This window comes from Metabacillus bambusae, from assembly GCF_017497975.1.
GTDB lineage: Bacteria > Bacillota > Bacilli > Bacillales > Bacillaceae > Metabacillus > Metabacillus bambusae.
Genome location: NZ_JAGDEL010000018.1, coordinates 33433 through 55306, shown reverse-complemented (window position 1 = coordinate 55306; position 21874 = coordinate 33433). Strand labels below are relative to the sequence as shown.

Annotated in this window: 20 protein-coding genes, 1 tRNA gene and 1 riboswitch; of the genes, 20 read left to right on the top strand and 1 reads right to left on the bottom strand. The window is 35.5% G+C overall.

Features of this window, described 5'->3' with window-relative positions; all coding sequences use genetic code 11:
• The first annotated feature begins 9 nt into the window (after window positions 1–9).
• The 9 genes from I7822_RS20230 (at window position 10) to I7822_RS20190 (ending at window position 10851) form a co-directional block, all read left to right on the top strand.
• The gene (locus I7822_RS20230) at window positions 10–1335 is read left to right on the top strand and encodes a GntT/GntP/DsdX family permease (RefSeq protein WP_207980882.1); all 1326 of its coding nucleotides are present in this window, start codon (window positions 10–12) and stop codon (window positions 1333–1335) included.
• 197 nt (window positions 1336–1532) lie between these two features.
• On the top strand, window positions 1533–2993 hold the full coding sequence (locus I7822_RS20225; RefSeq protein ID WP_207980881.1) for a tetratricopeptide repeat protein: 1461 nt from the start codon (window positions 1533–1535) through the stop codon (window positions 2991–2993).
• Window positions 2994–3337: 344 nt separating this feature from the next.
• Window positions 3338–4288 (top strand): thioredoxin-disulfide reductase, encoded by a 951-nt coding sequence (gene trxB / locus I7822_RS20220; RefSeq protein ID WP_207980880.1) that lies wholly within the window; start codon window positions 3338–3340, stop codon window positions 4286–4288.
• Between the two features lie 607 nt (window positions 4289–4895).
• Complete coding sequence (locus I7822_RS20215; RefSeq protein ID WP_207980879.1) at window positions 4896–5354, top strand: 8-oxo-dGTP diphosphatase; 459 nt, start codon at window positions 4896–4898, stop codon at window positions 5352–5354.
• 135 nt (window positions 5355–5489) lie between these two features.
• Window positions 5490–6395: an RNase adapter RapZ gene (gene rapZ / locus I7822_RS20210; protein ID WP_207980878.1), complete on the top strand. Its 906-nt coding sequence runs from the start codon at window positions 5490–5492 to the stop codon at window positions 6393–6395.
• Between the two features lie 3 nt (window positions 6396–6398).
• Window positions 6399–7367 (top strand): gluconeogenesis morphogenetic factor MgfK, encoded by a 969-nt coding sequence (gene mgfK, locus I7822_RS20205; protein WP_207980877.1) that lies wholly within the window; start codon window positions 6399–6401, stop codon window positions 7365–7367.
• A gap of 29 nt (window positions 7368–7396) precedes the next feature.
• A complete protein-coding gene (gene whiA / locus I7822_RS20200; protein WP_207980876.1) occupies window positions 7397–8347 on the top strand; it encodes a DNA-binding protein WhiA in 951 nt (316 codons plus the stop codon).
• A 254-nt stretch (window positions 8348–8601) separates the two neighbouring features.
• Window positions 8602–8859 carry an HPr family phosphocarrier protein gene (locus I7822_RS20195; RefSeq protein ID WP_207980875.1) on the top strand — a complete coding sequence of 86 codons (258 nt, stop codon included), beginning with the start codon at window positions 8602–8604 and terminating at the stop codon, window positions 8857–8859.
• Window positions 8860–9126: 267 nt separating this feature from the next.
• On the top strand, window positions 9127–10851 hold the full coding sequence (locus I7822_RS20190; RefSeq protein WP_207980874.1) for a methyl-accepting chemotaxis protein: 1725 nt from the start codon (window positions 9127–9129) through the stop codon (window positions 10849–10851).
• An 82-nt stretch (window positions 10852–10933) separates the two neighbouring features.
• Here I7822_RS20190 and clpP read toward each other — a convergent pair whose 3' ends face one another.
• A complete protein-coding gene (gene clpP / locus I7822_RS20185; protein ID WP_207980873.1) occupies window positions 10934–11530 on the bottom strand; it encodes an ATP-dependent Clp endopeptidase proteolytic subunit ClpP in 597 nt (198 codons plus the stop codon).
• A gap of 368 nt (window positions 11531–11898) precedes the next feature.
• On the opposite strand from clpP, the gene I7822_RS20180 reads away from it, so the two are divergent.
• From I7822_RS20180 to I7822_RS29965, 11 genes are all read left to right on the top strand, one after another.
• Window positions 11899–11974, top strand: a tRNA-Arg gene (locus I7822_RS20180).
• A 169-nt stretch (window positions 11975–12143) separates the two neighbouring features.
• Window positions 12144–12392 carry a hypothetical protein gene (locus I7822_RS20175; RefSeq protein WP_207980872.1) on the top strand — a complete coding sequence of 83 codons (249 nt, stop codon included), beginning with the start codon at window positions 12144–12146 and terminating at the stop codon, window positions 12390–12392.
• 358 nt (window positions 12393–12750) lie between these two features.
• A riboswitch (cyclic di-GMP riboswitch) is annotated at window positions 12751–12837 on the top strand.
• A 100-nt stretch (window positions 12838–12937) separates the two neighbouring features.
• Window positions 12938–13507, top strand: a complete 570-nt coding sequence (gene folE, locus I7822_RS20170; protein ID WP_207980871.1) for a GTP cyclohydrolase I FolE — start codon at window positions 12938–12940, stop codon at window positions 13505–13507.
• A 12-nt stretch (window positions 13508–13519) separates the two neighbouring features.
• Window positions 13520–14569 carry an alpha/beta hydrolase family protein gene (locus I7822_RS20165; protein WP_207980870.1) on the top strand — a complete coding sequence of 350 codons (1050 nt, stop codon included), beginning with the start codon at window positions 13520–13522 and terminating at the stop codon, window positions 14567–14569.
• 11 nt (window positions 14570–14580) lie between these two features.
• Complete coding sequence (locus I7822_RS20160) at window positions 14581–14823, top strand: acyl carrier protein (RefSeq protein WP_207980869.1); 243 nt, start codon at window positions 14581–14583, stop codon at window positions 14821–14823.
• Window positions 14816–16288, top strand: coding sequence for a class I adenylate-forming enzyme family protein (locus tag I7822_RS20155; RefSeq protein ID WP_207980868.1), 1473 nt, complete (start codon window positions 14816–14818; stop codon window positions 16286–16288). The genes I7822_RS20160 and I7822_RS20155 overlap by 8 nt, the downstream gene beginning before the upstream one ends.
• Window positions 16289–16302: 14 nt before the next feature.
• Window positions 16303–17877 (top strand): methyl-accepting chemotaxis protein, encoded by a 1575-nt coding sequence (locus tag I7822_RS20150; RefSeq protein ID WP_207980867.1) that lies wholly within the window; start codon window positions 16303–16305, stop codon window positions 17875–17877.
• A 48-nt stretch (window positions 17878–17925) separates the two neighbouring features.
• Entirely contained in the window at window positions 17926–19245 is a 1320-nt protein-coding gene (locus I7822_RS20145; RefSeq protein WP_207980866.1) for a DNA-methyltransferase, read from the top strand.
• A gap of 96 nt (window positions 19246–19341) precedes the next feature.
• Window positions 19342–20160: a 6-carboxytetrahydropterin synthase gene (locus I7822_RS20140; RefSeq protein ID WP_207980865.1), complete on the top strand. Its 819-nt coding sequence runs from the start codon at window positions 19342–19344 to the stop codon at window positions 20158–20160.
• Between the two features lie 7 nt (window positions 20161–20167).
• Window positions 20168–20869 (top strand): SDR family oxidoreductase, encoded by a 702-nt coding sequence (locus I7822_RS29970; protein ID WP_243459577.1) that lies wholly within the window; start codon window positions 20168–20170, stop codon window positions 20867–20869.
• Window positions 20870–20881: 12 nt separating this feature from the next.
• Entirely contained in the window at window positions 20882–21820 is a 939-nt protein-coding gene (locus I7822_RS29965) for an ATP-binding protein (RefSeq protein WP_243459576.1), read from the top strand.
• Window positions 21821–21874 lie beyond the last annotated feature (54 nt).

The window sequence follows — 21874 nt, the reverse complement described above, 5'->3', positions numbered from 1 at the left end:
GGAAGAACAATGGAAGTATATTTATTATCAATTACATTGCTAGCTATTGTGATTGTTATTTTAGGAGTAGCATGGTGGAAATGGCATGCATTCATTAGTTTAACCGTTGCGAGCTTGTTCTTAGCGATTATGTCCGGATTATCGATGGATCAAATTGTGAGTGCCTATGAAACAGGAGTTGGGAGTGTTTTAGGCCATTTAGTAGGAATTTTAGCGTTAGGGACGATTTTAGGTAAGTTGATGTCGGATTCCGGTGCTGGAATGCAAGTTGCGGATTTCTTCATTCGAATCTTTGGTGTAAAGAAATTGCCATGGGCGATGCTGCTCTCAGGCTTTATCATTGGGATCCCAGTATTTTTTGACGTAGGGATTGTTATGTTATTACCTCTCGTTATTTCAATTTATCGAACGACAAAGCAAAACATTTTATTAATCGCAATACCAGTCCTTGCTGGGTTATCCATTGTACACGGTCTTGTACCACCGCACCCGGGAGCAATGACGGCAATAGGAATCTATCAAGCTGATATAGGAAAAGTTTTAGTCTACTCACTCATTATTGCGCTGCCAGCAGCAATTATCGCAGGACCATTGTTTGCAAAGTGGGTGAAACATCGCGTGATTCCTGAAGGTGAGCCACAGTTAATACGAGTAAGTAATACGTCAGAAAAACTGCCAAGCACAGGCATTTCATTTTTCATTATCTTATTACCTGTTTTTTTAATGGTACTATCAGTTATTGCACCATATCTGGGACTACCTAGTGGTGTTCTAAAATTCTTTATCTTTATTGGAAGTCCTGTTATTGCCCTTTTAATTTCATGTTTTGCAGCTTTTTATTTCCTTGGCATTCGTCAAGGCATGGATAAAAATTTCATTCAGAAGTTATCAGAAGAGTGCCTACTTCCTGTTGGATCTATTATTTTAATAATTGGTGCAGGTGGCGGTTTTAAACAAATCCTTATTGAGAGTGGTGTTGGTACATCGATTGGGCAAATGTCCGAGCATTTTTCCCTCTCACCAATTGTATTGGCGTTTATTGTAGCAGGCTTAATTCGTATTGCGACAGGTTCAGCGACAGTCGCATTAACAACAGCCGCTGGTATCGTTGCACCAATCATTGAACACTTGTCAGGTGTAAACTTGGAATTACTCGTTATCGCAACAGGTGCAGGATCACTAATGTTCTCACACGTAAATGATGCTGGTTTCTGGATGGTAAAAGAATACTTGGGCTTAACGGTAAAAGAAACATTTAAAACGTGGACGGTATTGGAGACATTACTTTCATTTATTGCTTTCGGAACAGTTTTACTGTTCGATATGTTCGTTTAAAATCAAAACTCCTTCTACACATTGTAAAGGGAATCAGGTTATCGACAAAAGGGGTTCGGAATGGTCTAATTCCGAATCCCTTTTGAGATTTTCTATGAATTCACTTGTTTTGGAATGGTTTTGTATTCTCACTATTATTCAACACTTATCTTATGGTATACTAACCTACGGTGAATTGAATGAAATGGAGGATTTCAGTGGGAAAACAATTGAGCAAACAACAACAAAAAGCACAGGTTGTCCCGTTTCTCCAAGATGGACAATATTATTATAATAAAGGCCTGAAGGCTTATCGAGAGCAGAACTTTCAAAAAGCTAGCAAATATTTGCAAAAGGCAGTTGAGTTAAATCCTAAAGATTTAACAATGCTATCCCAATTAGCAACGATTTATACGGATATGGGGAAGTATAGCCAATCAAATGAATTGCTTTCATATATACTTGATGAAGTTGATAAAGAAATGACAGAGTGCCACTATTTTATGGCAAATAATTTCGCACATCTTGGATTATTTCAGGAAGCATATAAGTGTGCAACTGAATATTCAAACAAAGAACCTTATGGTGAATTTATAGAGGAAAACGAAGACCTCATTGATCTCCTTACAATGGAAGATGATGGAGAGGAGCCGTTTTTAAAGGATCCTGATGATTTGATATTAAAACAGGATGCAGCAAAATCTCTTTTAGAAAATAGTCAGTTTGAAGAGGCCATTTTACTACTTGAAGAGATTGTAGTGGAATACCCTGAATTTTGGTCTGCCCATAATAATTTATCGCTTGCTTATTTCTATGTTGGAGAAGTTGATAAAGCGAAGGAATATTTGCAAACTGTTCTTCAACGTAATCCTGGTAATCTTCATGCGTACTGCAATTTATTAGTATTTTATTTTTATGAACGACAAGATGAAAAGGTTGAAGAGCTTACAAAAACACTATCAACTGTTCATCCTCTTCTTTACGAGCATCGTTATAAATTAGGGGCAACCTTCGCGTTAGTAGGGTATTATCCATTTGCTTATAAATGGCTTCGTTCTCTTCATAAGTCAGGATTTGAAGGTGATGATACCTTTTATTATTGGCTATCCTATTCGGCTTATTTTACAGGACATATTTCTTTTGCTGAACAGATGTGGGAGCGGGTGTTAAAGGAAAATAAAAGTAAGGCTGGTTCTGAGCCATGGAATCAAAAGATTGACACAGCTTTCCAGCGAGCAACAAGTATGACGTTAGAAGAACGCTTGTATGCTATTTTCCTTGCAGCTCAAACAAATAATTATGAGCAAATTAATGACTACGAAGCATCAAATGTTCCACAGTCGCAATTAGAAAAAGAATTTATCAAGCTAGCCTTATCGAAGGATTTTAATGCTTATGATAAAATAACCTCTTTTTATCAGATTGCAAACTCATTATTTGTACACTCTGAGCATGATAAGCTTTTTTTATTTTCGTTTAAAATTCTTATAAAAGCATATAAGCGTGACTATTCGCTAAAAAATCATCTTGGTTGGGCAGCAGCTTTAGATTACGTATGGAAAAATCAAAGTAATGAGCATGTAAGCCAAGCTACAGTAGCAAATATGTATGGTGTATCGGTATCTTCAGTTGGGAAGTACGTAAAGCTCATCAAGAACATGACTGACATTAGCTCCTAACTGCTTTTAGAAAAGTGCTCTTTTTTCTACGTCGCTGATCAAGGCGCTTGCGCTTTTGTTCTCGTTTAGGAGATTATATAATTCTTGAACTGTGGATAAGCGCACGACATCCAGCTCCAGCGCCTAGCCCCTCGAGGTCATAAGCTAATTTAGAATTGAAGGCAAAGAACGCCTTCTATCCTAAATTAGCTTATGCTTGTCGGGGCTGATCAAGGCGCTTCCGCTTTTGTTTCTTGAGCAAAAAAATGGCATGAATCGTCATTATTTTATACGATGTGTATAGGGCAAAATGAAAAAGAGATCGTACAAATCAAAGTAAACTTTCTTGTTAGGAGTGAACATTCGTGTCAGAAGAAAAAATATATGACGTGATCATCGTAGGTGCGGGTCCAGCAGGTATGACTGCAGCTGTTTATACATCACGTGCAAACTTATCAACACTTATGATTGAACGTGGGGTGCCAGGCGGGCAAATGGCTAACACAGAAGAAGTAGAAAACTACCCTGGCTTTGATCATATATTAGGACCTGAGCTATCAACAAAGATGTTCGACCATGCGAAGAAATTCGGTGCTGAATATGCATATGGCGATATTAAAGAAGTGATTGATGGTGTAGAATACAAAACGGTTATAGCTGGAAAAAAAGAGTATAAAGCACGTGCCGTTATTATTACAGCTGGTGCTGAATATAAAAAGATTGGTGTGCCGGGCGAAAAAGAATTAGGTGGACGTGGAGTTTCTTATTGTGCCGTATGTGATGGTGCATTCTTTAAAGGTAAAGAGCTAGTTGTTGTTGGTGGTGGAGATTCAGCTGTCGAGGAAGGTGTGTATTTAACACGTTTTGCTTCTAAAGTTACAATTGTGCATCGCCGTGAAGAATTACGAGCACAAAAAATTCTACAACAACGTGCATTTGACAACGAAAAAGTAGATTTCATTTGGAACCATACTGTGAAAGAAATTCATGAACAAGATGGTAAAGTAGGAAATGTAACATTAGTGAATACTGTTAATGGTGAAGAAAAAGATTTTAAAACAGACGGTGTCTTCATTTATATTGGAATGCTGCCTTTATCAAAGCCATTTGAAAGTCTTGGTATTACGAATGAGAATGGGTATATTGAAACAAATGACCGCATGGAAACTAAAGTTGAGGGAATCTTTGCAGCTGGGGATATACGTGAAAAAATGCTTCGCCAAATTGTCACAGCAACTGGTGATGGTAGTATTGCAGCACAAAGTGCACAACACTATGTAGAAGAATTAGCGGAGAAGCTAAAAGCAGTTAAGTAAAGCTTTGGATAAGAGCTTGCGAATTTGTTCTTAACAAATTCGTAATTCTGTTTTAACCATCCTGTAACATGGGTGAAACAATTATAGGTTATTATAGAGTTAGTAATTGACCCCCTTTTATAAATAGACTTATTTTAGAGCATGGGCGCCCTTTCCCATGCTCCCTTTTTTTGTCCTCACTACTGTTGTATTTTTTTATGTACAGGGAGTAATACAGTCATTTTACCTTACCTCTAGAATGAAATTAAATTCACTATTAAAATGAATTTTGTGTGACATCGTAAGTTTTACCTTAAAAAGTGAAACTGTTTTGATTACCATCCGTATATACATATAGAAAGTCTAATATTTCAACTAATCGACTTCGTTGTTAAGACCAAATTAAAATAGTATAATAAGTGAAAGTGAAGAACGTAACAAACAAGATTAGACTTTTCTACTTAGTGTCGGTGTCTAACTCCTTAAAGAGAAAATAAAACCCTTTTTTCCTAGGGGCTGGTCACATATAAATAAAAGGTAAAGAATGCCTTCTATTTATGCTTATTCCTTTGAGGCTGAGTATACGCTTATGCTTTTCTAAAGTCATGTGAAAATTGAGGTGAAGAAGGTGCAACGAGTTACAAATTGCGTCTTAGTAGAAGGAAACAAAGTACTTCTCCTACAAAAACCAAAAAGAGGCTGGTGGGTAGCTCCTGGTGGAAAAATGGAGCTAGGTGAATCTGTTAAGGATACCGTGACCCGTGAATATCGCGAGGAAACTGGCATATACATTAAAAACCCTCAGTTAAAGGGAGTTTTTACCTTTTTAATTCAAGACGGTAAAGAAATTGTATCTGAATGGATGATGTTTACTTTCTTGGCAACAGATTATCAGGGTACAAATGTCCTTGAATCGGAAGAGGGAACGATTAAATGGCATGAGAAGGAAGCCATTCAACAATTACCAATGGCTCCAGGGGATCATCACATATTCGATTATGTCATTAAAGGGACGGGTATGCTATATGGAACCTTTACCTATACACCTGACTATGAGCTGATCTCTTATCGTTTAGATCCACAATAAATCGAATATCCTCAATGAGACTATTTAACTCCGTACATCAATAATATGTGGGAAATTTGTATAGTGAAAGCTAAGCAAATAATCCATATATTTTAGTAAATAGAGCTAGGTATCAGTAGAAAGGAGGAAAAGGCTATGACGATTGAAAATAATGAACAGCAAACTTCAACTCAAGATGTACAAATGGTGATTATCACAGGGATGTCAGGTGCAGGTAAAACTGTGGCGATTCAAAGCTTCGAAGATCTTGGGTATTTTTGCGTTGATAATTTACCGCCAACTCTGCTGCCAAAATTTTTAGAGTTAATGAAAGAATCAGGCGCTAAGATGAATAAGGTTGCATTAGTTATGGATCTACGAGGAAGGGAATTCTTCGATCATCTTTTCCAAGCACTTGATGATTTGTCTGAAAGTACTTGGCTTACACCGCAAATATTATATCTTGATGCGAAAGACGCTACACTAGTAACGAGGTATAAAGAAACACGTAGGTCACATCCTTTAGCTTCAAAAGGGCTTCCATTAGAGGGGATTGGACTTGAACGTGAGCTTCTTGAGGAGCTTAAAGGAAGAGCACAGCTAATCTATGAAACATCAGACTTGAAGCCAAGAGATTTAAGAGAAAAAATCCTGAAGCAATTTTCTTCAAATGTTGAGCATACGTTTACAGTTAATGTGACTTCATTTGGATTTAAATATGGTGTACCAATTGATGCTGATCTCATGTTTGATGTACGATTCTTGCCAAACCCGCACTATATTGACCATATGAGACCAAAAACTGGATTACAAGAGGAAGTATCCTCTTATGTGTTAAAATGGAGTGAAACACAGAAGTTTTTAGAAAAACTCATCGATTTACTCACTTTTATGCTTCCTTATTATAAGCGGGAAGGCAAAAGTCAAATCATCATTGCGATAGGTTGTACGGGAGGACAGCATCGCTCAGTTACACTAGCAGAATACATTGCAAACCATTATAAAAATGACTATCATACTCAAGTTTCTCACCGAGATATTGAGAAAAGAAAGCAACATTAATTAATGGAGAGTAAACATTTGCCAAAGGTTGTCATCATTGGCGGGGGTACTGGTTTATCTGTCCTTTTACGAGGATTAAAGCAGTTCCCCTTAGACATTACAGCAATTGTCACAGTTGCTGATGATGGCGGGAGCTCAGGCAGGCTCCGAAATGAATTAAACATTCCTCCTCCTGGTGATATTCGCAATGTATTAGCAGCTTTGTCAGATGTTGAGCCTCTTGTAGAGGAGCTTTTCCAGCATCGTTTCAATAAAGGAAATAATTTAATTGGACATTCATTAGGAAATCTGATCTTAGCTGCTATGACAAATATTACTGGTGATTTTGTCCATGCAATAAAGGAAATGAGTACTGTGTTAAATGTGCGTGGGAAAGTATTACCTGCTGCAAATACCAGTGTCATTTTAAACGCTGAAATGGAAGATGGAACCATTGTTTCTGGTGAGTCCAAAATTCCTTTTTCAGGAAAGAAAATAAAAAGAGTCTTTCTTAGTCCTGATGATATTGAGCCGTTACCTGAAACACTTGATGTGATTAGAGAAGCGGATTTAATTATAATTGGGCCTGGTAGTCTGTACACAAGTATTCTACCGAACCTTCTTGTTCCTAAAATAGGAGAAGAGGTTTGTAAAGCGAAAGCGAAAAAAGTTTACATTTGTAATGTGATGACACAAGCAGGAGAAACATTGAATTTTTCTGCAAGTGATCATGTTAAAGCATTATATGATCATATGAGATGCACATTTATGAATACCATTCTTGTTAATGAAGAAGAAATTCCTGATCATATCAAATCGTTATATGAAGAGGAGCTTGCAAAGCCAGTACATTTTGATATCGAGGCATTAAAATCATTAGGTCTTGAAGTCATCACAGATAAAATTGTAAGTTACGAAAATAGTGTAATTAGACATGATACAAATAAAGTAGCAAAGCTACTTTACGGAATGCTTCAGCAAGAAATGACATAAGTGCATGTCTTAGAATGGGGGTGCAGAGGTTGTCATTTGCATCTGAAACAAAAAAGGAACTAACAAACTTAGAGCTAAAGCCTTGCTGTCTAAAAGCAGAGCTATCTGCACTTATTAGAATGAATGGATCCCTTTCATTTTCAAATCGAGTGATTATGGTTGATATTCAAACAGAAAATGCAGCTATTGCAAGGCGTATCTATATATTATTGAAAAAGCAATATGAGGTTTCAGTGGAATTACTCGTACGTAAAAAAATGCGTTTGAAAAAGAACAATGTCTATATTGTTCGCCTAACTGAAAAGGCAAAGGCTATTTTAGAGGATTTAAATATTTTAGAGGAAGATTTTACCTTTGTTAGGGATATTTCAAGCACACTCGTGAAAAAGAAATGTTGCAAACGCTCTTATATTCGCGGAGCATTTCTTGCAGGAGGCTCTGTTAACAATCCTGAAACTTCCTCTTATCATCTCGAAATTTTCTCTCTTTACAAAGAGCATAATGATTCTCTTTGCGAGTTAATGAATACATTTGATTTAAACAGCAAGACGTTAGAACGAAAAAAGGGCTTCATTACGTATTTAAAAGAAGCAGAAAAAATTACCGAGCTTCTAAATATAATCGGTGCCCATCAAGCATTACTTCGTTTTGAGGATGTAAGAATTGTCCGAGACATGAGGAATTCTGTTAACCGTCTAGTGAATTGTGAAACAGCCAATTTGAACAAAACAATTGGTGCTGCACTAAGACAGGTTGAAAATATTCGATTCATCGATAATAAAATTGGGCTAGATGCATTACCCGATAAACTTCGAGAAATTGCAAAGCTACGAGTCGAATATCAAGATGTTACATTAAAAGAACTGGGTGAAATGGTAACAAGCGGAACAATTAGCAAATCTGGTATTAACCATCGCTTACGAAAATTAGACCAAATTGCTGAACAACTACGAACAGGCCAACCGCTATCATTAAAATAAATGGCTCTTTTCTAAGAGATTGTTGTTTTAAAGCGAGAACTGGTTAGGTTGATTGGAGCGGAAGTGCGAGACTCCTGCGGGAGTAGCGGGACAGGTGAGACCCCACAGGCGTTTACGCCGAGGAGGCTCACCGCCCGCCCCGCGGAAAGCGAACATCTGGAGTTGAAATCAACCACACCGCACTACTTGGTAAATAGCAACAAAGTTTGAGAAAACAGCCAAATAAATTAATTAAAAGAGAAGAGGAGATAACTATGGTTGAAAAAAAAGTTGAAGTTCACCTGAAAACTGGTTTACAAGCTCGTCCAGCTGCATTATTTGTTCAAGAAGCAAACCGGTTTGCATCAGATGTTTTCTTAGAGAAAGACGGAAAAAAGGTAAATGCAAAAAGTATTATGGGGCTTATGAGTTTAGCAATAAGTTCAGGATCTATCATAACACTAATTGCAGAAGGAAATGACGAACAAGAAGCAGTAGATACATTAGCTAACTACGTACAGCAAGAAGGATAAAAAAGGCAGCACACCGATTGATATACGCGGTGTGCTATTTTTTTTATCCTTAATGTTGATAATAAATAGCGACAATTTTTTTAGAATTTTCATTATTTAATATCTTGACTTAACATGAAATTAGGACTATGTTACTATCAGGAAGATTTTGTAGTTATTTGTAATATTTTGAACAGTGGTAGGATGTATCAGCAATGTAAAAAATGATTCTTTTTGTGTTTTAGTAAATAAAAAAATTAAGACAACGCATTAAGGAAGGTAAAATTTATGAAAAAGAGAATAAAAATGAAAAGTTTAAAATCTAAAATGATAACACTGTTTTCACTACTTATCTTGATCGTAGTTGTTATTATCGGGATCATCAATTTTAAGTCATCAACAGATTTAGTGAATGGGTCTTTAAACCATCAAGCTACTAATATTGCAAAATATACGATAAGTAAAATTGATATAGATGAGTTTACCAATCTTACTATCAATAAAACTGAAAACGATTATTATAAAGAACTACGAGTGGAAATGAATGAAATTCGTGAGGCTAACGGATTAACGTATTTATATACGATGGCAAAACAGGGAGATGAGTACTATTATGTCGTCGATGGAATGCCAATTGATAGCGATGATGCTTCTGCACTTGGGGAAGTAGAAGAGAATTCGGCCGAGTATTATCAGATGATTGAAACCTTTAAAACAGGTGTAAGTAGTGAAGGTCAGCTTACGTCTGATGAATATGGTAAATTGTTTTCTACCTATTTACCTATTCAAAATGAGGCTGGAGAAACGATTGGAGTTGTTGGTGTAGACCTTGATGCAACCAAAATTTATGAGGTCTTACAAAAAAACATAAATAATATGCTTCTTTTAGTAGGCGTCATATTAGTTATTAGTATTGCAATAATTTATGTATTTTCTAGAGTCTTAACAAACCCTCTTATCACATTATCAAAGCAGGCAGAGGATATTTCAAAGGGTGACTTTACTGTACAGATTAAAACGAATCGTAATGATGAGATTGGAACCTTATCACGTGCCTTTAATGAAATGGTTGTTGAATTAAAACAAACGATCACAGATATTAACACATCAACTTTTAAAATAAATGGAACCACAATGGGCTTATCAAAACATATAAATACGACGAATGATGCAGCAAACCAAATTGCTGTGTCAATGAATGAGACCGCAGCTGGAATCCATAAACAGTCAGAAGAAGTGAACAACATTTTAGACATGATGAATCTTTCAATGAAGCTTCTACAAAATGGCGAAAACAAGATGACACAAACTGTTCAAAACGCAAAAATATCTGCAGAAGTAGCTTCAGAAGGTAAGGAAGCGATGAAAAAGGCAACTGTACAGCTTGACGAGTTAGTTTTGGCTGTCAATGAAACAACAAAGACTGTTCAGAACTTAGCGAATCGTTCCGATGAAGTTGGAGGAATAATCGCTATTATTTCTGAAATTGCTAATCAAACAAATCTACTTGCCTTAAATGCTGCAATTGAAGCAGCAAGAGCTGGAGAACATGGTAAGGGGTTCGCGGTCGTTGCTGATGAGGTAAGAAAACTAGCTGAACAAACACAAGCTGCAACAAATAAAATTGCTGATTTAATTGGTAATATTCAAACTGAAACTTCCCAAACGGTAAGTAAAATGGAATCTAATATAGAAGCCGTTAAGAAACAAGAATCTTTTATCAAAAAAGGGGAAGACGCACTCCAAAACATTGTTGAAAAAGTAGATCAGACAGAGCTTGATACGACCCAGATTCAACAAATTCTTAATGAACTTAAAAATGAATCAAACAGTGTCCTTTCTGCATTAGAGAATATCTCAGCAGTGATCGAAGAAAACACAGCTGTTACGGAAGAGGTCGCTTCTTCCAGCAGAGAACAGTCACTTGCAGTTTCTGATATTACAAAGAGCGTTGCTTTCGTTGAGAGCCTATCATCTGAACTGAAAGATAAAGTAGAAAAATTCAAGTTGTAATAATATAGAAAAAACAATTAAGGATTAAATGAAAAAGAGTTAAAGCTCAGAAGAAGCTTTAACTCTTAATAAAAAAATCATTTTATTTTTCGCCAATAGGACTACGGTCTAATACTTTATCAATTAAACCATACTCTAGAGCACGATTAGCAGTCATGAAATTATCACGCTCTGTATCACGCTCAATGACATCTAAGGACTGACCAGTACGGTCTGAAAGGATTTTGTTTAATTTGTCACGCAAGAAAAGAATACGCTTTGCAGCAATTTCAATTTCTGTTGCCTGACCTTGTGCTCCACCAAGTGGTTGGTGAATCATTACTTCACTGTTCGGAAGTGCGTAACGTTTACCTTTTTCTCCAGCTGCAAGTAAGAATGCACCCATAGATGCAGCCATACCGATACAGATTGTTGAAACTTGTGGTTTAATAAATTGCATCGTGTCATAAATCGCCATACCGGCAGTGATTGATCCACCAGGAGAGTTAATATAAATGGAAATATCCTTTTCTGGATCCTCTGCTTCTAAAAATAATAGCTGAGATACGATTGAGTTTGCTACGTTATCGTCAATTCCACTTCCAAGCATAATAATGCGGTCTTTCAATAGACGAGAGTAAATGTCGTAAGCACGCTCACCACGATTTGTTTGTTCAATAACTGTAGGGATTAAATTCATTATTCTATTCCTCCTTCGTAATAAGAAAGATTGCACTAAAGGATAAACGTATACCAGTATGTAATCCTTTAGAACATAATACTAAACATGCAACTAGCAGTTGTATTACTTTATGTATTTCCATCATACAACTAAGGTCAATAAAGGTCAAACGAAAAGGTTAAAGATCCTTATTGAACCTTATTTATACTATACTATGTACTTATTAAGCATAACATGTTTATCATGTTTCCCACATTTATTGCATTTCAAACGGTATAAATAGTCAAAATTGGATTAGGAATAGGATGTAGAGTTTGCTATAAAAAGACAGTTGATATTATTGTAAAGTTCACGTATAATTTTCGTTACTGATGTATAAATATTTTGCGCTCGTAGCTCAGTCGGATAGAGCGGTGGTTTCCGGTACCACGTCTGCCGGGGGTTCGAATCCCTCCGAGCGCGTCATAGATGTTAAGGATAGCAAGGGTTTGAGTGAATCTCAGGTCCTTGTTATTTTTTATGGATAAGTTTACTCTTGTTTATTATATTAGTTTTTCTAAATTTGGAGGCCTTTTCTTTATCATTATCAAGAGTTTGTATCTAACTATATACAAATTAGGAGGAAAAAAATATGGATAAAGAACAACAGCATTCAGTCACAACAGTTGATTATAAGAGAATTGACGATAAAAAATGTTTTGTGGAAGTGAAAGGCTATGATGCGATTTTAGATTCTGAATTCAAGGGTGTCATAAAATTCTTGAATGGTGAACCTTTTGGGGATATTATTCATCCTTTAAATAGCTCGCTATCTCCAGATTGTCGTATATTTGTTACAACCTATGTAATAACCAGGTACAATGCAGATGAATATAACTAACAAAGCTAATCAACTAAGAGCTATATTATCGATTTTCGCATCTTTAGAACGTCAAACCTAACGGTGGGGTCCTTTATTAGGATCTCACCGTTTTTTTTAGTACTCCCACGTTAATGATCCTCCAATTCTTATAGAAATAGGAAGACCTTCCTAATAAAAATTCCAAAACAGTAAAACAATTAAGAGCTATTGGTGATAGGCATGATTCAGATTGTATAGGAAAATAGACATATAAAATAGTTCGACAATAAAGAGGTTATATGGATCGCTGGTAGGTTATAGGCTACCTAATAATTTATTCATGTGTAAAATTTACCACTCCAAATATTAGGGCTAAATGACGATAAAAATAATATACCTTCGATAATGGCAAACCCAGTGAAAGTTGGGGACGCAAAGCTACGGGCCTAAAGGAGAATTTCTCTACGGTCGCCGAGTTTCCGAAAAGGATTGGAATCGCGTAATTTTCTTCATTGAAGAAAAAACCATGCCCACCAATCTAGAATTGGTGGGCATTTTTTATACTTATTTTTGGGGGGTTCAAAATGACAGTTGAAATTAAAAAAGGTTTATTAGAAGAACATATCCGAGCGATTTTGGAGCAAATTGGTGAAGATCCAAACCGAGAGGGATTATTAGATACCCCAAAACGAGTTGCCAAAATGTATGGCGAAGTTTTTGCTGGGGTAGGTGTTGATCCAGCAACAGCGCTTACAACTACTTTTGAAGAAGATTATGAGGGAATCGTTGTTGTAAAGGATATTAGCTACTATACGTTTTGTGAACATCATCTGATTCCATTCTTTGGGAAAGCACATATAGGCTATATTCCAAATGGTAGAGTCGTAGGATTAAGCAAATTCGCCCGTTTAGTAGAACTAGCATCTAAGAGACCGCAAGTACAAGAACGCATGACACAACAGATTGCTGATGCTGTAATGAATGTGCTTCAACCAGAGGGAGTTATCGTAAGTATTGAAGGTCAACATCTATGTATGTGTGCGCGAGGAGTGAAAAAGCCAGGTAGTTCAACAGTAACTACAATTAAAAAAGGCGTGTTTAAAGAGGATGTTTCATTAGCGGAAGAGTTTGAAAGAGCTCTTTTGAGAGATTGATAGGTGGATTAAATGGTTGGAGAAAATTTTTTATCTACTATTAAGAAAACCTTACTAACCACTCTTGTGATGGATGGCTTCTGGGATAGATGGAAAGCCCATGGTGTTATTCCAGAGGATTTAGAAAAAATCCGTTACAAATTCACATCATTAGAAAACTGGGGTATTGGTTGGAAAGGTTTAGCGATTGAGAAATTTGAAGAGGCTAAAAGCTTGGTAAAACAAGGCCGATTTAAGGAAGCTGAATATCAGTATCGTCTAAGCTCCCTTTATTACAACCTTAATCAGTGGATCTATCCTAGCAGACATGCTGAAAAGTTAACCGGGTATAACGAATTGCTTCAATCAACGAAAGAGGCAGATGAATTGTCAGACAAGAAAACGGTATATGATGCATTTGAGGTGGACGGACAATATTGCGAAGGTCGAATTCGGATACCTGATAACCCTAAAGGGATCATCATAATTATTAACCCTATAGATTCATCAAAAGAAGAATTGTTTACTTATGAACTCGATTTTATCGAAAATGGATTCATTACAATAAGCTTTGATGGGCCTGGTCAAGGTCAGACATATACGTTAAATGGATTAAAAGCAACATACAAAAGATGGTCAACTTTTATCGATAAACAAATTGAATATGCTGATACAAACTATCGAGATTTGCCTATCAACTTATTTGGAACAAGCTCTGGTGCAGCATGGGCTATTTATGGAAGTACAAATGCTCTTGTAAATAAAGTAGTTGCCGTAAGTCCAGCATTAACGTTAAAAATGGAAACAGTGCTACTACCGGATTATTTTATAAAAAGAATGAATGCAGTTTTAGAAGAGGGAGAGCAAATATTACCTCACTATGAGCAGCTAACATACAAAAAACCAATCTTATTTTTCCATGGCAACCTAGATGTTATGGTGCCAGATAATGAAATTTATGATTACTATCATTCGATACCAGTTGAAAAAAAGTTAATTGAATACGCAGACGAAGGACATTGTTGCAACTATAAACTTCAAGATGTTAGAAAACAAGCGATTCGATGGTTTCAAAATAGATAGGAGGATTAAACATGACATTTGATGATTTTCGAAAGATTGTATCAGAACTATCAAACTTACCATTGGAAGATATAGAAAAGGATAGTAGTTTCCGAGATGATTTAGGAGTGGATTCCATGCAACTCGTTAATCTTATATGTGAAGTAGCGGAGAGATTTAAACTTGAGCTTGGGAGTATTGATAAAATAGATGATGTTTTAACTGTTGGTAGTATGTATCGTACGTTTATGAAGGGAGAGATATTAATTGGCTAATCAAACCTTTTCTGATTGGATTTTTAGTGGAAATGCAGATATGAAGAAAACCTCTTTATCTACAGTTAGAGGAGAATATTCATTAGAAGATATTAAAGAAAAAAGAGACCAATTTATTCAGCTTCTAAATGGATGTAGTGAAATAAAAGGGAAAAAAGTCGGAGTAATGATTCCTCAGGTGGAATCATTTCTAGGACTGGCTTTAGCTGTCAATGAATTAGGTGGGATTCTTATACCGTTAAGTTGGCAGTTCCGAAAAGATGACTTAACTGCTGTGCTGGAATTTCTTTCCCCTCATGTCGTATTCTCAATAAATGAAAACAATGGATTCAATTTTGAGGAAGTCCTAATTAAATGGGCACAAGAAACCAATGAAGAATGCATTATTTATACTACATCAAACAATACCGAATGGGTTGAAAACAAGTTTGAAGGTGATGAGAAGCCTGTTGAAAAAGATCGAATCGATGTCATTGGTTGTTCATCTGGAAGTACAGGGATTCCAAAAGGATTGATGTTAGGAAATGAAAACCTGGATTCTTGGATTAATGATATACAAGATTTTTTTGAACTCAATACAGAAGATGTCTTCTTTAGTATACTTCCACCAACAGCTCCTGTAGGACTGGCAACCATATTATTGAGTTTAAGAAAGAATGCGCACCTTGTTATACCGGATTCTTTCGATCCTATTACAATTGGGAGAATTTTGGACGAGAAATCATGTAATAAATTGTACTGTACACCATCCATTTTTAAATCTGTATATAAAATTGTTCAGAAAACGAACCCAGGTTGTTTACAAATTCTAAAAAAAGTAGGATTTGTAGGGGAAATGATCTCTCAAGAACTTATAGATTTAGTAGATTCCTTCCCTGATACTCAATTCATAAACTCCTATGGTTCTTCTGAAGGAGGAGCAATGTTATATAGCGAACTCAGGGAAAAAGAAATGCGAGGATTTAATGGTGTTGAGTTTAAGCTGTTTAACGTTGATGGACAAGAAGATATTGGAGAGTTACTTGCTAGAGGGAAAGGTGTTTTTTCTGGGTATTATAAACGGCCTGATTTAACAGATGAAGTTTTGAAGGATGGTTGGTACCATACAGGTGATCTTGTTAAGTCACTTGGTAATAACAGATATATCCTAATTGAAAGAATAAAAAATATGATAAAAAAGGGTGGACAAGCTGTGATACCTGGAGAGGTGGAGTACGTATTAACACAACACCCTAATGTTAAACAAGCAGCTGTTATTGGTGTACCGCATACTTTGTATGGGGAACAAGTCATAGCGTTTGTTGTACCTGAGGGTAACTTAAATGTACAAGAGTTATATTCGCACTGCTCAAGAAAAATTGCAGCCATTAAAGTACCGGATAAAATTTTACAGATTGAAGCAATTCCACTCATTCAAGGAAAGACAGATCGCTTAACCTTACGCAAAATGATAGAGACATCATAGAGGAGGATGTAAGAGTGAATATAAAACCAAAAACATTAAGGGCAAAGTTTTTAGCTCAACTTTCCGCAGTACTCATTCTCGTTGCATTAAGTTCAGGCATTATACAGTACTTTTATTTAAAGGATCAAATTTCAAAAAATATTGAAAACCAGGCTAATTTGTTGAATCAAGGACTTCAGCAAGGGATAAAGGATACTGAAATAGCATCAGTCGCAATAGAAGATCAAATCAATAGAAAAATCATTTCAAGCTCGAAATATATCGGGAATTTACTAGAAGGGAAAAATGTTGACAATATTACAAATGATGAACTGGTGGACATACAAAACCAATTAGGGCTTAACGGATTAACGGTTATGGCTAGAGTGAATGATGATATTCAGGGTGTAAAATCTACTGATCCTAATGAAATTGGATTCAGTATTAAAGAGATTAATTCTGAAGCGCACAATATACTAGATCAAATGTTAAAAGACGAAGAAATTAAAGACAATGATTATTTTAGTTTCATAGATGATGTTATTGTTCTTCCTATTGTGCAATCAGGTTCACATGGTGATAAACCAATGTTTTTCAAATATGCGTATTATAAGCCTAAAAATACAGATTATATTATAGCCCCTTATATTGAAGCAAATGAAGTTTATCAATATACAAAAGAAGTTGGTCCTGACAGTTGGATTCAAAAAATGATATCCGAAAATTCAATAACAGTAGAAATGGGTGTTTTAAACCCTAGAGTGTTTGAAGATAAAAGTTTAGAAACAGCCTATTACCCACCGTTAAAAAGAATTGAATTTGGTTCATTTAAGACAAAAGGACCGAAAGACGAAAATATATTAATCGATATGATAAAGAAACAAAAAGAAACATCGTATATCGATAATGTAAATGGAAAACAAATGTATAAAACGTTTATACCAATTAGTCAAGATCGAGTGATTTATATTGCTCTAGACTATGATTTGTTAAGTGCTCCGCTCGTTCGCCATTCGTGGATACTTATTGCTACAGGCATTATGTCATTAGTAGTGTTGTTTTTATTAGCTGTTAGTTTCTTTAATCAAATATACACAAATATCCAAAAAGTAAAAGTTCAAATGGAACGATTAGCAACAGGTGATTTAACTGCAAAGAGTAGTATCAAAAATGGAGGAGAATTAACGATCCTTTCTGAAAGTGCTAACCAAATGGTAGATACCCTTTATGAGATGTTAGATAACACAAATAACCAAGCAATAACAACTCAAAGACTATCATATTATCTTGAGCAGGATACCAAGAAATCTGTGGATGAATTGTTTAATCTTTCAATCGAAACCACCGGTAAACAAAGACAAGTAGTGGAGGATATTCTATATTTCCTAGATCAAGTAGAAAAGCATTTGAAAGAATTAGAAACACCTGAAGACAATGAAATATTACAAAAAGTTGATGATATGAGGCTGTTTGCTAGAGAAAGAGCTTCTACTACTACCGAAATGACAATTACACTTTCTGATTTAGTAAAGTCTTTGCACGGGCAATCAAAAGAGCTTTCGGATGTATCAAAAAATCTCCTAGAGCATTTGGCGAAATTTAAATTTTAATATAGGAGGTAACTTCCCTCCAAATTTAAAAAATAGGGATGGATGAATGTGAATATTTACCCCGATTTAGACATAATTAATCGTTCCTTCGTTTTGGGCGATAATCAACATATTATGAAACAGTTAATAGATAAAGGTTACAGTGGGAAATTTGACATGATCTATTTAGATGGTCCTTTTAACTCGGGCCTGATATTTTCCATGCATAATGACCAAGGGATTGAATTTGTCCACCCATGGGATGAAGCAAAAAGTATCCGTGATCATTTTCAACCAAATTTGTATTTAGAAGATTACAAAATCCGAATGGAACTTGCCAAAGAATTATTGAGCGATACAGGGCTGATTGTATTACAAACGAATCAAATCATGGGTCATTATGTCAAAATAAAATTAGATGAAGTTTTCGGTAAGGCTCATTGTTTGATGGAGGTTATTTGGAAGCATAGTCAAACACCTTGGACATTTGGCATTGATCAATTTGGTTATCAACATGAAACACTATTTTTCTATAGTAAGACAAGTAATTATTCCAAAAAGAAAGACATTGTTTATCCATCAGTTTGGGATGATGTTGGCGGTTATGACTTAGGAGAAGAAAATACTTATTTCCCATCTCAAAAACCTGAAGCGTTATTGAAGAGGGTCATTAAGGCAACTACACAAGAAGGGGATTTAGTTGGGGATTTTTATAGTGGAAGCGGCACAATTCCTTATGTGGCTGAAAAATTAAATCGACGTTGGTTTGCCTGTGATAATCATGCGTATTCTTTAAAAACAATGGAAAAACGTTTCTCTAAAAGGAATATTACTATTCATGTTCATTCACTAGTTGAAAGATTTAATCCGAATTACTTGAATGGTACAACCTATACAAAAAAAACAGCTATTCCATTTTCTATGTACGAATTAGAAACATTGAAAGAATTTGCTGGTGATCAAGTAACAAATATCTATGCTCAAAGTTATCTATCAGATATTGATTTACAGGTTAATGGTCATATCACTTTTAATCTTTTGATGCCCTCAATGGGTGATAGTATTTCAGAAGAAAATCTAGGAACGATTTCGAGACCTATTCTAATAGAAACAAAAGACGGCTATTCGCTAAAAATTGAAAATCCACTCGAATGGATTTTATACCATGTTGTCCATGTTGAGCGAAATAAATTTAATATGATTCATATAAACGAAAAAACAAATAGTTATAAAAAAGAAAGAGAAACTTTAATTAGTCAGGCTAAAGAAATTGAAAATCAGATTAATAGTAAATGGATTCAAAGTATCGAACATGTAGGTAACTTTGTGAGAATAATAGATGTTTTCGGGTACAGTTACATGTTAAACAAAGTAAGGAATTCTCAGTGAAATTGATAGTATCAACAGATTTAAAAATCGGGTCACATTAAGCTAGTAATTACTAAATGTACCTCTAAGATTGACATTATGATAGGAGGTTCAATCATGCTTTACCTTTCAAGAAAACTATATTTTTCTGCTGCTCATTCCTACCGCATAGAAAACTGGAGCGAGGAAGAAAATGTTAAGGCCTTTGGACCATGTAGTAATCTAAATGGTCACGGACACGACTATACACTAGAGGTCATGGTCAAAGGAAAGCTAGATAGTCAATCTGGTATTGTTGTTAACATTACTGATATTGATAAAGTAGTAAAGTCTTTTGTCAAAGAGGAATTAGACGGGAAGTTTTTAAATAAAGAAGTCCCATACTTTATGAAAAACATTCCTACAACCGAAAATATTGTTTCATATCTATGGGATTCATTGGACGGAAAAATAGAGAATTGTCAGCTGCATAAAATTCGTTTAAGGGAAAATGATTTCTTATATGCCGAGCAGGAGGAGAATTCAATGGTTAGACTAACGAGAAAGTATCATTTTTGCACAGCACATCGGTTGCATAGTGACCAATTAAGTAATGAAGAAAACCTTGCCCTTTTTGGGAAATGTAATAACCCATATGGACATGGACATAACTACTACTTAGAGGTAACTGTCAGTGGGAAACCTGATCCAATAACAGGTATGATTGCAAATTTAGCTAATGTAGATGAAATCGTCGACCAGGAAATCATGAAGAAGTTTGATCATAAACACTTAAATCTTGATACCGAAGAATTTCAAGAGTTAAATCCAACTTCGGAAAATGTGGCAGTTGTGGCGTGGGAGTTGCTAGCTCCTAAATTAAATAATCTATTCAAAATTGGCTTATATGAGACTGAGAAAAACTATTTTGAATATTATGGACCTGGTAAGGAGTAGAGAAAGAATGGACACTTATCAACAACTTAAAGGGAAAACGATCGCAATAACAGGTTCGAGTAAAGGGATTGGAAAAGAAACAGCAGAGTTACTCAAAGAACTAGAAGTAAATCTAGTATTAGGAAGTAGACAAAACAAAGAAGATTTAACAAATAACGTCTTAACTCTACCACTGGATGTAACAAATGAAGCATCGGTAAGTGCGTTTTATGAAAAGTCTATCAAGCATTTTGGAACAGTTGATGTTCTGATAAATAGCGCAGGTGTTGGCGTGTTTGAAAGCATCATTGACTCTTCAACAGCTGACTTTGATGAAATGCTTTCAGTTAATTTACGTGGAACATATTTAACATGTAAATATTTCGGTAAACATATGGCAGAACAAAGAAAAGGCCATATTCTAAATCTAGTTTCTGTTGCAGGTACAACTGCATTATCTGGTTGTGGTGGTTATTCTGCTTCAAAATTTGGGGTATTAGGTCTGACAAAGGTATTACAGACAGAGCTTCGTCAAAAAGGGGTTCAAGTTACATCTGTTATTCCTGGTTCAGTTAGTAGCAGTTTTTGGGAAAAAATAGAGTCAAAACCTGACTTATCCAAAATGATTCCAACAAATACAATTGCCAAACACCTAGTTTCAATCATTGGTCAACCGCAAGGAGCATTTGTCGACGAAATAACGATCATGCCTCCGCTTGGAATCCTGTAGGGAGGGACGTGCTTGAGACGGTTATTAGATAAAGTAATGAAAAGATCGGATAAAGGAATTGAAAATCAACCTAAGACTCCGTCTCCCTTGCATGAATTGTCTTATTCCGACCTCTCTTTTATGAATAAAAGAGGATTTCTTGCAATGAAGATATGTCAATATCTTCAATATAATGATGAAGATTATTTGTTTTTAAAATCCTTTACTAATCATACATTTGAAATTTTTAACGAAGAAACACAGCAAAAAGAATTTATTCTATATTTGAGTGAACTGATGTTGAAATGGAGCCAGCAAAATTTAGATATTCAACAACAAGTTAAAAAGACTGAATTAAGAAATGATATCCAAAATGCGATGCTGAAGGCTTACGAAATGTATAAACTGGAATTATTTTCTCCAGCCATAGGTAAAGATAATACTGTCACACATAATGAAACGAATCTTGATGATATCAAATGGACAGTTTATCGGGATGTCATTTCTGCTGCAACCCAGGGGCAGTTTCTTTTAATCTCTAAAGAAGAAGTAACAGAATATAAGTCAGGGCATGTCTTTTGTGAGGGAATAATTAAAGACCGTTCTGATATCCCTTTATGTCGTAATCATGCTAAGGATAGCATTGAAAATCGGGGATTTAATAAAACGAAGATCATGAGTTGGTTATTAGTTTTATCGGAAGCTATTACGAATACGATAAAGCACGGTGAAGGCGGAAAAATGACACTTATAGAAGATGTGGAAAATCATGAAGTACGATTTGTGATTGAGGATAAAGGACCTGGATTTTCTCTCGAGGATTTGCCGAAGCAAACGTTGCAGGCAGGATATTCCACTAAAAGGTCAATGGGACAAGGATTTACTTTAATGATGAAAATGACGAAGCAAGTGTTACTATATACTTCCTCTAAAGGTTCAACGATTATTTTAATTTTTGATTCTGGAGAATAAAAGGTAGCAAATTAAACTCTACTTGCTAAAATGATCAAACTTAACAAAAGGGGG

Coding starts and splice junctions, on each gene's coding strand:
- mgfK (WP_207980877.1), top strand. CDS start 6,399: ATGGAGAGTAAACATTTGCCAAAGGTTGTCATCATTGGCGGGGGTACT.
- clpP (WP_207980873.1), bottom strand. CDS start 11,530: ATGAATTTAATCCCTACAGTTATTGAACAAACAAATCGTGGTGAGCGT.
- I7822_RS20195 (WP_207980875.1), top strand. CDS start 8,602: ATGGTTGAAAAAAAAGTTGAAGTTCACCTGAAAACTGGTTTACAAGCT.
- folE (WP_207980871.1), top strand. CDS start 12,938: ATGACAGTTGAAATTAAAAAAGGTTTATTAGAAGAACATATCCGAGCG.
- I7822_RS20160 (WP_207980869.1), top strand. CDS start 14,581: ATGACATTTGATGATTTTCGAAAGATTGTATCAGAACTATCAAACTTA.
- rapZ (WP_207980878.1), top strand. CDS start 5,490: ATGACGATTGAAAATAATGAACAGCAAACTTCAACTCAAGATGTACAA.
- I7822_RS20230 (WP_207980882.1), top strand. CDS start 10: ATGGAAGTATATTTATTATCAATTACATTGCTAGCTATTGTGATTGTT.
- I7822_RS20190 (WP_207980874.1), top strand. CDS start 9,127: ATGAAAAAGAGAATAAAAATGAAAAGTTTAAAATCTAAAATGATAACA.
- I7822_RS20140 (WP_207980865.1), top strand. CDS start 19,342: ATGCTTTACCTTTCAAGAAAACTATATTTTTCTGCTGCTCATTCCTAC.
- I7822_RS20165 (WP_207980870.1), top strand. CDS start 13,520: ATGGTTGGAGAAAATTTTTTATCTACTATTAAGAAAACCTTACTAACC.
- I7822_RS29970 (WP_243459577.1), top strand. CDS start 20,168: ATGGACACTTATCAACAACTTAAAGGGAAAACGATCGCAATAACAGGT.
- I7822_RS20175 (WP_207980872.1), top strand. CDS start 12,144: ATGGATAAAGAACAACAGCATTCAGTCACAACAGTTGATTATAAGAGA.